Source organism: Xanthomonas sp. NCPPB 2933, from assembly GCF_056725225.1.
On record NZ_CM161518.1, the window covers coordinates 969,624 to 983,138 of the forward strand.

Here is a 13,515-nt window from a genome sequence, read left to right on the forward strand (position 1 = left end):
AGTGCGAGCTGTCGCCGGGATCGGCACTGCACAGATGCGCTGCGGCCAAATTGGTACTATATTGGACCTAACGAATCCAAGTCGGTCCGGAGGACAAGCAATGGCCAAACCCAAGGCGGCACCCCGGAACGACACCGATCCCCGGGTGGACGATCTGGCGTTGGACGCGTCCGCGCCGACCCCCTTGTACCTGCAACTGGCCGGCAAGCTCACCGACGCCATCCGCGGCGGTGAGTGGAAGGCCGGCGAGGCGCTGCCGGCCGAGCGCCAGCTGTGCGAGCGGCTGCAGATTTCGCGGGTGACCCTGCGCCAGGCGGTGGATGTGCTGGTCGAACAAGGCCTGGTCTCGCGCCGTCAGGGCGCCGGCACCTTCGTCACCGCGCAGATCCAGCATCAGCTGAGCGGCCTAACCAGTTTCAGCGAGACGCTGCGCATCAAGGGTTACGAGCCGGGCACGCGCTGGCTGGAGCGGCGCCTGCGCCCGGCGCATGGCGAAGAAATCCTGCGGCTCGGTCTGTCGCCGGATGCGGCCGTGGCCTCGCTGACACGCCTGCGCAGCGCCGACGACCGCGTCATGGCCTACGAGCACGCGGTGCTGCCGCAACGCATCGTCGCCGACCCGCAGCAGATCGGCGATTCGCTCTACAGCTATCTGGATGCGCAAGGCACCCCGGTGGTACGCGCGTTGCAGTATTTCCGCGCGATCAATCTGCCTGCGCGGCTGGCCGAACACCTACGCATGAAGACCGGTGAGGCGATCCTGCATGTTGTGCGCGTGGGTTATGCGCGCGATGGCAGCGCGATCGAATTGACCGACACCTATTGCCACAACGACTTCTACGATTTCGTCGCCGAACTGCGCCGCTGATTCCACCCGGCGTCCCCAACGACAACCTCAGAGCCAGCCGATCCATGACTACTGCCAGGCCCGCAAATCCCGTTGTCTCGATCGCCATCGTCGGCGTGCTGTTTTTCATCATCGGCTTTTTCACCTGGATCAACGGGCCGCTGATCACCTTCGTGCGCTTGGCGTTCGACCTCAACGAGGTCAACGCGTTTCTGGTGCTGATGGTGTTCTACCTGTCGTATTTCTTCCTGGCGCTGCCCTCGTCGTGGATCCTCAAACGCACCGGCATGAAGAAAGGCCTGGCGCTGAGTCTGGTGGTGATGGCGGTGGGTGCGGCGGCGTTCGGCCAGTTCGCCACCCAGCGTTGGTATCCGGGCGCATTGGGCGGCCTGTTCGTGATCGGTAGCGGCCTGGCGCTGCTGCAGACCGCGATCAATCCGTACATCAGCATCCTCGGCCCGATCGAAAGCGCGGCCCGGCGTATCGCGCTGATGGGGATCTGCAACAAGATCGCCGGCATTCTGGCACCGATCCTGATCGGCTCGCTGGTGCTGCACGGCATCGGCGATCTGTCCGAGCAGGTGGCCAGTGCCAATGCGGCGACCAAGGAGACCTTGCTCACTGCGTTTGCCGCCAAGATCCATGCGCCATATCTGGTGATGTCCGGCGTACTGTTGCTGTTGGCCATCGGCGTATTGTTCTCGCCGTTGCCCGAACTCAAGGCCTCCGAGGCCAATGCAACGCCCGGCGCTGCCGGCGTGCAGAAATCCAGCATCTTCCAGTTCCCGCATCTGTGGCTGGGCGTGTTGTGCCTGTTCGTGTACGTGGGCGTGGAAGTGATGGCAGGCGATGCGATCGGCACCTACGGTCATGGTTTCAACCTGCCGCTGGACAGCACCAAACTGTTCACCTCCTACACGCTGGGCGCGATGCTGGTGGGCTATATCGCCGGCCTGGTGCTGATTCCGCGCGTGATCTCGCAGGCACGCTACTTGAGCGTGTCGGCGGTGCTGGGTGTGCTGTTCTCGCTCGGTGCATTGCTCACGCATGGCTATGTGTCGGTGGGCTTCGTTGCCGCGCTGGGCTTTGCCAACGCGATGATGTGGCCGGCGATCTTCCCGCTGGCCATTCGCGGGCTCGGCCGCTTTACCGAAATCGGTTCGGCACTGTTGGTCATGGGTATTGCCGGTGGCGCGATCATTCCGCAGCTGTTCGCCATTCTCAAACAGCACTACGACTTCCAGGTCGTGTTCGCTGCGCTGATGGTGCCGTGCTATCTGTACATCCTGTTCTATTCGCTGCGCGGTCATCGCGTGGGCCTGCCGGCCCAGGCCAAGTGAGCGACGCGGCATGATGCGTTCCGACGAACAAGGTACATCCATGCGCAGGCCCACCATCAAAGATGTCGCCGAGCGCGCCAAGGTCTCGTTGAAGACCGTGTCGCGGGTGATCAACAACGAGCCATCGGTGATGCAGGCCACGCGCGCGCGCGTGCTGCGCGCCATCGCCGATCTCGACTACGAACCCGATCCGTCCGCACGCAATCTGCGCAGCGGTACGCCGTTCGTGATCGGTCTGGTGTACGACAACCCCAACCCGTACCACATCATCGCCATTCAAAATGGCGTGCTTGCCGCGTGCCGCGAAACCGGCTTCGGTCTGCAGATCCATCCCTGTGATTCCACCTCGCCGTTGCTGGCCGAAGAATTGGCCGAATGGGTGCAACGCTCGCGTCTGGCCGGCGTGGTGCTGACCGCACCGATGTCAGAGCGCCCCGAGCTGATGGCCGGGCTGGCCGCGCGCGGCATCAAGAGCGTGCGCATCATCGCCGCTACCGATGACCCGGGCGATGGCCCCTGCGTATATATCGACGACCGCGCTGCGGCTTACGAGATCACCGAACATCTGATCCAGCTCGGCCATCAACGCATCGGCTTCCTGTGGGGCGGCCCGCAGCATCGCTCCAGCGGCGAGCGCTACGCCGGTTACGAAGCTGCGTTGAAGGATTACGGCATCACGCTGGACAAGCATCTGGTGATTCCCGGCGACTACACCTTCGACGATGGCTTCCGTGGTGCGCGCCGTCTGTTGTCGCTGCGCGAACCGCCCACTGCCATCTTCGGCAGCAACGACGAAATCGCCGCCGGCGTGCTGGCAGCGGCCAAATCCACCGGCATGAACGTGCCGTATCAACTGTCGATCGCCGGCTTCGAAGACAGCCCGTTTTCGCGTCAGTCGTGGCCGGCATTGACCACCGCCAAGCAGGCCACCGACGACATCGCGCGGCATGCTGCACGCCTGTTGATCAGCCAGCTGCGCAGCGATGCCTACGACGATCAGCCCGCGCAATTGCAGAACCGCGGCTTCGTGCCGCAACTGGTCGTGCGCGGTTCCACAGCACCGGCGCAACCGCCGGCCGCCAAATCCTCTCCCACCGAATCCGTCTGAGCCCGATGAGCCTTCCCCTCGAAACCGACACCTTGATGTTCCGCGAGGCGGCGCAGACCGCCGACGTGGTCGCCGCACAGTTCGCCCGCAACGCCGACACCATCGCCGCACTTGCGCAATCCCTGCGCGACACACCGCCGCCGTTCGTGGTGACCTGCGCGCGCGGCAGCTCCGATCACGCAGCGACCTACGCCAAGTACCTGTTCGAAACCCAGCTCGGCATCGTCACTGCCTCGGCATCGCCGTCGGTGGGTTCGGTCTACGTAGCTCCGCTGCAATTGCGCGGCGCGCTGTACATCGTGATTTCGCAATCGGGCAAGAGCCCTGACCTGCTGCGCAATGCCGAGGCCGCAAAGGCTGCCGGCGCGCGCGTGGTCGCCCTGGTCAACGTGGAAGATTCGCCGCTGGCGCAATTGGCCGAGGTGGTGATTCCGCTGGGCGCAGGCCCGGAAAAAAGCGTGGCCGCGACCAAGAGCTATCTCGCCTCGCTCGCCGCAGTGCTGCACCTGGGCGCGGTGTGGAAGAACGACCCCGCATTGCTGGCCGCGCTGGATGCATTGCCGCAGCAGTTGCGCAACGCCTGGCAGGCCGACTGGTCCGCACTGACTGCAGGGCTTGTGCCCGCACACAACCTGTTCGTGCTCGGCCGCGGCCTGGGCCTGGGCGCGGCGCAGGAAGCGGCCTTGAAGTTCAAGGAAACCTGCGGCCTGCACGCCGAAGCCTATAGCTCGGCCGAGGTCAAACACGGCCCGATGGCGCTGGTGGGGCCGGGCTTCCCGGTGCTGGTGTTTGCCCAGCCGGATGAAACCGGTGCCGGCACGCGTGCGCTCGCCGCCGAGTTCCGCGCGCGTGGCGCACAGGTGTGGCTGGCCGCGCCCGATGGCGACCTGCCGCTGGCCGATGCCGCACATCCGGCCAGCGCACCGCTGCTGACCGTGCAAAGTTTCTATCGCGCCATCAATGCGCTCGCATTGCAGCGTGGCCACAATCCCGATTTGCCGCCGCATTTGAACAAGGTTACGGAAACGGTTTGAACATGGATGCTTCCCCGATTCAAGCGTTGTGCAATGCACGCGTGCTCACCGACGACGGCCTGCAGGATGGGCTGGTTGTCTTGCTGGCCGGCACGCAGATCCAGGCGGTCGTGGCGGCCGACGATGCGCGTGTTGCGCAGGCGCACACACGTGTGGATCTGGGTGGCGCCACCTTGTTGCCGGGCTTTATCGACATCCAGGTCAACGGCGGCGGCGGCGTGTTGTTCAACAACGCGCGCGACCCGCAGGCACTGGCCACGATCGCTGCGGCGCATCGCCGCTTCGGCACCACCGGCATGTTGCCCACGCTGATCAGTGACACCGCCGAGGTGATGGCCGAGGCGATCGAAGCCACGCGTCAGGCGATAACGCAAGGCGTGCCCGGTGTGCTCGGCATCCATCTGGAAGGCCCATACCTGAGCCCGGCCCGCAAGGGCACGCACGACGCGCACAAGTTCCGCCTGCCGGACGCGCACGAGATTGCGGTCGACACCTCGCTGGACAACGGCGTCACCCTGATCACGCTCGCGCCCGAGCGCGTGCCGTTGGACGACATCCGCGCCTTCGTTGCCGGCGGCGCAATCGTGTTCGCCGGCCACACCGCAGCGACATACGAGCAGGCCCACGCCGGCATTGCCGCCGGCGTCAGTGGCTTCACCCATCTGTACAACGCGATGTCGCAACTGACTGGGCGCGAGCCCAGCGCCGTAGGCGCCGCGTTGGAAGACCCTAACGTGTGGTGCGGCGTCATCGTTGACGGCGTGCATGTACACCCTGCCAGCCTGCGCCTAGCGTTGGCGGCCAAGCCTCGCGGCAAGCTGTTGCTGGTCACCGATGCCATGCCGATGGTCGGTGCCGACAGCCCCAGTTTCGATCTGTATGGCGAGACCATCACCGCCGTGGACGGTGTGGTGCGCAACGCCGACGGCGCATTGGCCGGCTCCGCGCTGGACATGGCCACCGCCGTGCGCAACAGCGTGCAATGGCTGGGCGTTGACCTGGCCGAAGCCGCGCGCATGGCGTCCACCTATCCCGCACAGTGCATCGGCCTGGGCGATCGCCTAGGTCGGGTTGCGCCGGGCTATCAAGCGGATCTGGTGCTGGTGGATGCGGATGTGCAGGTGTTGGCGACCTGGGTGGCCGGGCAGCGCGAGTAGGCGTGCGTGCCGGTGCGTGGATCCATGCCGCGCGGCGAGTTGCCGCAGCCGCATGGACTCGCAGCGTTTCTGCAGTAAAAGGCGAGTGCTTTCTGGTGAGAGCGTTGCGTACGAGTACGCGCCACATCCAAGCATCCAAAACACTTTGCATCGCAACATCTACGTGCGCAGCCTTATGGCATCAGGTCTTCATGCGCAGTGGTCTGCCCACACACCAAAAAGAATGCGATGGCGATCACGTCGTCATTCCGTTATCTGCGTTGAATTCGACGAATTACACATAAATCAAGCTGTTTGTGTCGTTGAGTTGACAGCGCGGCTTGCGGTAGGCACCTTCGCTGATAACGTTGTCAGCGAACAGGAGCACACTCCGAATTTATGCAGACGTTGCCGCCGATCATGCATCGGTCTGCCGTCTTGACCCGCACGCCACGAGGCAGTGCGGGACGTTGCTCGCATCCGGCACAGGGGACGGAGTGCGGGCATGGCACGCGCATCGCGCGTTCTTGCGCAACTCACCGGTTGCGACGTATCAGCCTAGAGGTCCACGCAATGGTGTATCCCCGTGTGTTCGAGTTGTCCGGTCATTTCCTGTGTCATGCGCGTGCACCGCGTCGTTCGCCACTGAGCGCAGCGGTCCGTGGTTTGCTGTTGGGTGGCGCGGCTTTTGCCAGCACTGCGGCACTTCCCGCATTCGCGCAGGAACAGCCTGCACCTGCCCAGCAACAGGCACCCGCGCAAACTAATCCATCGGTCTCCACCTTGGATGAAATCAAGGTGGTGGGTTATCAGGCCAGTCTCGGCAAGGCGCTCAACGTCAAGCGCAATGCCGATGCGATCGTCGATGCGATCAGCGCCGAAGACATCGGTAAATTCCCCGATACCAACGTCGCCGAATCGCTGTCGCGGCTCTCCGGCATCACCGTGGACCGGCAATTCGGCGAAGGCGAAAAAGTCAGCATCCTTGGCACCGATCCTGCGCTCAATCGCGTGCTGCTCAATGGCCAGACCATTGCCTCCACCAGTTGGGGCGGCGACCCCAACGATCCGGATAGCCGCTCGTTCAACTACAGCACGCTTGCGCCAGAAGTGGTGGGGCTGATGGAGGTCTACAAGACCCCGGAAGCACGCATCGACGAAGGCTCCATCGGCGGCACCGTGATCGTGCACACGCGCAAACCGCTGGATCTCGAGCGCAATACGCTGACCGGCACGGTGAGCTACGGCTATAACGATCGCTCCGAAGACCCCAAGCCGAACGTATCGGCGTTGTACAGCTGGAAAAACCAGGACGAAACCCTGGGCGTGCTCACCTCGGTGATGCATTCGCAGCGCGTGTTGCGCCGCGATGGTGTGGAAATTTTCGGCTACGACAACGTGGAAGGCGCAGGGTTTCCGCCGGGTGTGGTGGGCAATAACACCGGTGTGTTTCCGACCTCGATCAACACGGCCTTGTTTCAGCAGACCCGCAAGCGCGATGGTGTCAGCGCCGCATTGCAGTGGAAGCCGGATGCCGACTTCGAGCTCAATCTGACCGGTTTGTATGTCAAGGAAAGTTTCGACAACTACAACCAGAGTCGTTACGGTTATTGGGGCTCCAACCCGGGCGATGCGCAGGCGCTGGGCTTCGAAAACGGCGTGGCCACCTCGGGTACGTTCGGCGATCAATCCACCACGTTCCTGGACGGTTATCTGCGCAACAGCGATGTCACCACCGGCAGCATCCACTTGCGTGCCGACTGGCATGGCGATGGCTGGAATGCATCCAGCCAGGTGGGCTACACCAGCTCGCAAGGTGGTGCCGAGCGCATCTACGGCATCCAGTTCCGCAATCTTGCCGGCTACAGCTACAACATCGACGGGCGCCGCACCGCGATGGACTACAGCACCGACCCCACCAACGCGGCAGCGATGCAACTCAACAATGCATCGGCCAGCCACAGCCCGCAGTACGACAAAGAGCGCTATCTGCAGCTGGACTTCGATCATGCAGTGGAGTGGGGGCCGTTCACGCAGATTCTGACAGGCATCAAGCTCACCAATCACGCCACCGGGCAATCGGCGTACAGCCGCACCTGGACGCCGAACGATGGCAGCACGCTCGCCGCATTCTCGCCGGGCACCACGCCATCGGGCTATCTGGATGGCATATCCACCAGCGCCGATATGCAGCAATGGTCGACGATCAACAGCGGCGCGATCAGCCAGTACATCAGTGGACTGGAAGGCGATGACGGGCTGCCGATCAGCTACGCCGGCAACTACAGCATCGAAGAGCAGAACCGTGCGTGGTTCCTGCAGGCCAATTTTTCCGGCGAGCGGTATCGCGGCAATATCGGCGTACGTTATGTGCATACGCGCGATTCCACCGACGGTTTCAGCTATGCGCCGGGCGGCGGCTACACGCCGGTCAACTTCCTCAACAGTTATGGCAAGTGGCTGCCGGCCTTCAATATCGCCTACGACCTGCGCGACGATTTGATGGTGCGCTTTGCCGCCTCCAAGGTGATCGCGCGGCCGCGCTACACCAACATGACCCCGTACGTGGCCACCGACGACACCACGCTCACCGCATCCACCGGCAATCCCGGTCTGAGCCCGTACGAGTCGACCAATCTGGGGGCATCGCTGGAGTGGTATTTCTCCGACAGCAGCCTGCTCAGCAGCGAATTCTTCTCACGCGATATCTCCAACTACATCCTGACCACGGTGGAAGACCGGGTGTTCTTCAACAACGCCACCGGCGGTTCAAGCACGTACCAGACCTCCGTGCCGACCAATGCCGGCGATGCCAAGGTGCGTGGCGTGGCGCTCAACCTGCAGCACAACTTCGGCAACGGATTCGGCGTGGTGGCCAATTACACCTATTCCGATTCCAAGACCGACGGCGATTACAGCCTGCCGTACAACTCGCGCAATGCCTACAACATCAGCCCGTACTACGAGCAGGGCAAATGGAGCGCGCGGGTGAATCTGGGCTGGCGCTCGGAATACTTCACCCAGATCGGCCGGCTCAATGGTCAGCAGATGACCGATGCCTTCACCCAGGTGGATGCATCGTTCGGCTACCAGGCCACCGAGCGCCTGCGCGTGGCGCTGGAAGCCACCAATCTGCTGGACGAAACCTACTTCAGCTACATCGGCAACAAGAACCAGCCGTACTACATTTACAAGAACGGCCGTTCTTTCATGTTGAGTCTGAATTTCAAGCTTTGAGCATCATGGCCGGAGCGGCTGCTGCAACGTAGCTGCTCCAGTCATTCCTTGCGCTGTTGACCTTCGGTTTCGTGTTGTCGCGCCTGCAAGCGATACAGCTCCGCATAGGCGCCGCCGTGTTGCATCAGCTCTACGTGCGTGCCTTGCTCGATCAACCGGCCTTCCTGCAGAAAGAAGATCTGGTCCACTTCGCGTACGCTCGCAAGGCGATGGGTGATGAGCACGACCGTGTGATCGCGCCCGAGCTCGCGCAACGATTCGAAGACGGCGTGTTCGGCCTTGGCGTCGAGCGGAGCGGTGGGTTCGTCCCAGATCACCAGCGGGGCATCGCGAAAGATGCCTCGCGCCACTGCAAGCCGTTGCCACTGACCACTGGAGAGATCGTGACCGCCCACGAATTCACGCGACAACAGGCAATCCCAGCCGCCAGGTAATCCCTCGATCACCGCAGTTGCCTGTGCGCGCTCAGCGGCACGCTGCAGCTGCTCGTCCGAGGGGTCATGACGCTCGGGCTGACCGAGCCGGAGATTGTCGCGCGCGCTGCCTGGCCAGCGCAGCGGATGCTGCTGCACGATGCTCACGCGCTCACGCAATACCTGTGTTTGAAATTGGCGTAAATCGACACTGTCCCAGTAAATCGCACCGATACTAGGCCGGTAGAGCCCCGCAATCAGTTTGGCCAGGGTGGTCTTGCCTGAGCCGTTTTCACCGACCAGTGCAATCGTCTGACCTGCCTCGATGCGTAAGCTGATGCCCTGTAGCGCGATGCGTTCGGTCATGCCTGGGTAGCAAAAGCCGACATCGTCCAGCACGATCTCGCCCGCCTGCGCGGGCGGTATCCTGTCGCCACCTGCCGCAACCTGGGTTGCTGCCAATGCCAGAAAATCGTGATAGTCGGCGATGTAGAGCGCGCGCTCGGAGATCTCGTGCAGCATGCGCAAGCACTGCGCGAATGCACTGGTGGTGATCTGGATGGCGATGACTGCAGTGCCGGCTAGAGCCAGGTTCAACCAGCCGGTCTGCAACATCGCGGCAAGACCGGCAAAGGTAAGCAATAGCCCGAGCATCGATAGCAGGCGGCCACGCGTCATCGTTCGGGCTTCTACGGTGGCCTGGTCGATTAGATGCTCCTGCAGTGGAATCGCGCTGCGCCGGTATTGGCCAAGCACGTAGTTCTGCGCCTGGCAGGCACGGATTTCTGCGGCTGCATCGCGCGAGGTGGCAAGTTCGGCGATCATCCGTGCATGGCGGGTCAACGCGATGGTCTTGTCCATGCCGGCATAGTGCAGCCGTGCGGCGGCAAGCGCCGCCCAGCCTTCGGGGATAAAGGCGACCAGCAAGGCGAGCAGCAGCAGCGGATGCAGCCACAGCAACGCGAGCGATGCGGCCATCACCGCCAGCAGCGCCGACAGCGTTTCGGACAGGCAAACCGCAACGCGCTCGATGTGCAATGCGCCGCGGTCGCGCGCGCGCTGCATACGATCGAAGAAGTGCGGGTCGTCGAATGCAGCCAGATCGATGGACAGGCTGGCGGCCAGGATCTGGTCGTCGGCCAGATGCCTTACCTTCGGTACCAAGCGCGCTTGCGCGGACAGGCCCGCGGCGCGTGCAGCAACACGCAGCAACTGCGCGACCAGCAGCAACGACACGCTGGGAAGCAACTGCGCGATCAACGTGGACGCGGTGACGCCGGAGAGCAGTACGCCCAACACCTGCCTGAGCAACAGCAATCCCCAGACCGCTGCCGCTGCCGCCAGCAGTTGGCTCGCGACCAGTACGCGGGTCGCGGCCGGCGCGGCGCGTCGGGCGATGCTCACGACCGGCCGGATTGCGCTGACCAGCTTGACCATGATTGCGCCCAGGCCCTGTGCGGAAGCGTCGCTTGCGATACGCCAGTACGGGTTCTGGATCTGTGCAGGTTGCTCTGCCATGGCGTTACAAACCCAGTCCTCCCTGCACCAGAATCGATGGGATCCGATGTTGCGGATGCGTCCTGAGCAATTGATAAGCAATGCCGCCCAACCCCGGCATCAAGCCGGGCGACAAGGTGTCGCGCAGCAGACCGCAGCATGCGCCGTGATCTTCGATACTGGTCAGCACGCTGTCCAGCAGATCTGTAGGTGCGTTGCCGTGCATCTCTGGTTGCAGGCGCGCTGCGGTGTCGAACAACTCCCATGCACTCAAGTCGCCATGACAGGCGCAGTGATTCCAGCCAAGCCCTTGGCGGGCAGTTGCGTCAACGGCGATCCGTAGGACCTGGCGGGTGCGCGGATGGGTTAGTTGTGGATCCAGGTCTGCATGCGCCAGACCGATGCCGACTGCGCCATGGCACCAGGCCGCTGCGGTCGGGTTGCCGGCCAGCATGCGCAGATCGCGCCAATTGTCATACGTGGGGTCGTAGAGCGTGTCCTCGAAGGCGAAGGCGGCTTCCGCACAACCCGCATGCAGCGAGCTTTCCGTCACCCGCGCCAGTTTGGTCAATGCCCAGCCGATCCCTGTCACGCCGTGGGCAAAGCCTCCAATGCCGTCGGGCCAACGGGTATGCGTCCAATGCATCGTGTCGCCATTGCGCGTGCCCGCCTGGCAGATACGATTGCCGATCACCGTGGCGGTCTCCAGATGACGTTGCTCGCCGGTGCGTTTGGCCAGCGCAATCAGCGGCACGATCGCACCGGCGCAACCGGCCAGCACATCGAACACCTGGTCGGCCTGCGCGGCATCGGGAAATTCCTGTGTCAGCGCTGCAGCATGTTCCAACACAGCATCAATGCCGAAATCGGCAAGCACCAGATATGCCCACAGCTGCGATCCCAGTCCGATATAACCGCCAGGCGGCAGTGGGCGGAAACGGATTCCATCGCGGATGAGTCGACGTCGCTTGGCATCGCCCATTGCCAAGGTGGTCACACAGGCCTTCAGGCAGTGATCGATGCCATCCACCGGATCGGCCCGCCCTTCGGCGGATTCGCGCCGGTAGGCCGCCAGCAGCAGCGCCATGCCAGCAACGCCGTTATACATATCCGGCCCGAGCGGTTGCACCGACCAGCCATTGGCGGCCAGCACCGGTGCCAGCCACGCGATGCTGCCGTCCTTGCCCACGACTGCATGCTCAACCAATCGACGCATCAGTGCGGAAAGCTGTTGCCTGCGCCGCTGCTCGATGTTGCCGCGTCGCGGCACCACTGGCAGCAACGAGCGATCTTCCGGCATCCAGCCGTCGTTGACGAACGCGCTGATCAGCGAGGCGTGGATGACTTCACGCTCGAGCGCGAAATCGGCGTTGCGCCAATCCGCTAGCGCGGTGGCGATCAGGTTGTCGGCAATCTTCCAGTGAGTTTTTCCTGGACCTTTCAGGCAGCCATCGTCGGTAATGGCGGAAAAATATGGGATGTCGCCAGCCAGCAGGTCGTTGATCTCCGCCTGCAGAATGGCGGGGTCGTGAGGCACCGATCCCACGTTGTCTGCCATGCGCAGCATCAAGTCATACGCGCGTTGGCGTGCCTGCGCCGGATTATGCAGCGACACCGGGTGCCAGAGCATGCGGCCGATTTCGGCGTAGGTTTCGGTTGGCCTCGCAACGAAGCGCACCACGCAGCCGGCGAACTGTTCCAGGCGTGGACTTAATCCATCGCGCGCGTCCAACTGCTGCAGCACTTGCGTCATTTCGCCGAAGCCGCTCAGCACATCGGACCAATAGCGCGCCAGTTCGGGGCGTGCATCCGGATGGTTCTGTGCGTTCGGCATTCCGCGCGCCATGCCCATCCCGATGCGCGCTTGATCGGTTCCCGCATCGATCACAGCAGGCTGCGGCACGTCCGGCTGCTGGCCGGGCAACGATCCCAGCGCCGAATGATCGACCCCGCGCCATCCAAGCCCGGTGGCACGTCCGGGCAGCAGTCCGATGTTGGCGACCGTGCCTGCGATCGTGGCAGCTACCAGATCCGTCGCATCGCCAAGCCCTGACGGAGGAGCAGGAAGACGCGGAGTGAACAGCGTCTCGCAGTCGATCACCGTTGGCGAAGAGCCATGCGCAATAAGGTTGCCCGCGTGCAGATCGGTGCCGGCCAGTAACCGCATGACCGCCAACCAATGACCGATGCCGCGATAGAAATCCTGCTGCCCGGCCGGCGTGCCGGCATGTTGATGCGCGACGAACTCAACCCACCCATAAGCGCCGTGATCGATGGCACGAGGAACGCGCATGCTGGTGGGCAGAGCCTCCGCGAGCATGCCGACAAATGTTGCCAGTGCCAGATCGATCGCGACCGATCTTGGTTTGTATACCAACTGGCCGCCAGTACAGCGCACCAGCGCCACGTTTTGGCCGCCACAATGGCTATCGCCAGCTCCGAACGCCAGTTCCAGAAGGACGCCGGGCGCCGTGAGCAGCAAGGTCGTCAACGTGTTTCGATCGCTACACCAGCGCTGCGCGAACATTGCCGCTGCAGTACACCGGTGTGCAATCAGGGTATCGATACGTTCGATCAGGCCAGGATAATGCGGGGCCAGTGATTGCCAGTAATCTGACGCGCAGGTGAGTTGCTGAAACTCCAGCCAGCGCTGTTCTGCGGTATCGCCATCGAGTTTGTCGTTGACTCGCGCAGCATTGAGTTCCAATAACAGAAGTCGGGTGAGCTTGCCATGCAGCGCTGCCAGCAACGTATCGCGCGTTGCTTGGAGGATGACATCGCGTTCGCTCTGTTTAAGCGAGGCCATCTCGCTGAGCTGGACTGCCAGTTTCTCGATCGGTGACGAAATCAGGCAGCCCAGCGACGTGCCGAAGTCACCGCCATGCTGGCCGGAGACCATGCCG

At 63.1% G+C, this 13,515-nt stretch carries 8 protein-coding genes; 6 read left to right on the forward strand and 2 right to left on the reverse strand.

The window, feature by feature from the left end:
• The first annotated feature begins 145 nt into the window (after positions 1–145).
• From AC1PLU_RS04140 to AC1PLU_RS04165, 6 genes are all read left to right on the forward strand, one after another.
• On the forward strand, positions 146–868 hold the full coding sequence (locus tag AC1PLU_RS04140) for a GntR family transcriptional regulator (protein WP_172839323.1): 723 nt from the start codon (positions 146–148) through the stop codon (positions 866–868).
• A 44-nt stretch (positions 869–912) separates the two neighbouring features.
• Positions 913–2,187 (forward strand): sugar MFS transporter, encoded by a 1,275-nt coding sequence (locus AC1PLU_RS04145; RefSeq protein ID WP_023905112.1) that lies wholly within the window; start codon positions 913–915, stop codon positions 2,185–2,187.
• 40 nt (positions 2,188–2,227) lie between these two features.
• A complete protein-coding gene (locus AC1PLU_RS04150) occupies positions 2,228–3,295 on the forward strand; it encodes a LacI family DNA-binding transcriptional regulator (protein WP_104549636.1) in 1,068 nt (355 codons plus the stop codon).
• 5 nt (positions 3,296–3,300) lie between these two features.
• A complete protein-coding gene (locus AC1PLU_RS04155; RefSeq protein ID WP_115037970.1) occupies positions 3,301–4,329 on the forward strand; it encodes an SIS domain-containing protein in 1,029 nt (342 codons plus the stop codon).
• Between the two features lie 2 nt (positions 4,330–4,331).
• Entirely contained in the window at positions 4,332–5,486 is a 1,155-nt protein-coding gene (gene nagA / locus AC1PLU_RS04160) for an N-acetylglucosamine-6-phosphate deacetylase (protein WP_481107787.1), read from the forward strand.
• Positions 5,487–6,038: 552 nt separating this feature from the next.
• Positions 6,039–8,702 carry a TonB-dependent receptor gene (locus AC1PLU_RS04165; RefSeq protein WP_481107788.1) on the forward strand — a complete coding sequence of 888 codons (2,664 nt, stop codon included), beginning with the start codon at positions 6,039–6,041 and terminating at the stop codon, positions 8,700–8,702.
• Positions 8,703–8,743: 41 nt separating this feature from the next.
• On the opposite strand, the gene AC1PLU_RS04170 is transcribed toward AC1PLU_RS04165, so the two are convergent.
• Positions 8,744–10,633: an ABC transporter ATP-binding protein gene (locus AC1PLU_RS04170; RefSeq protein WP_481107789.1), complete on the reverse strand. Its 1,890-nt coding sequence runs from the start codon at positions 10,631–10,633 to the stop codon at positions 8,744–8,746.
• A gap of 4 nt (positions 10,634–10,637) precedes the next feature.
• Positions 10,638–13,511 carry a type 2 lanthipeptide synthetase LanM family protein gene (locus tag AC1PLU_RS04175; protein WP_481107790.1) on the reverse strand — a complete coding sequence of 958 codons (2,874 nt, stop codon included), beginning with the start codon at positions 13,509–13,511 and terminating at the stop codon, positions 10,638–10,640.
• Between the last annotated feature and the right edge of the window lie 4 nt (positions 13,512–13,515).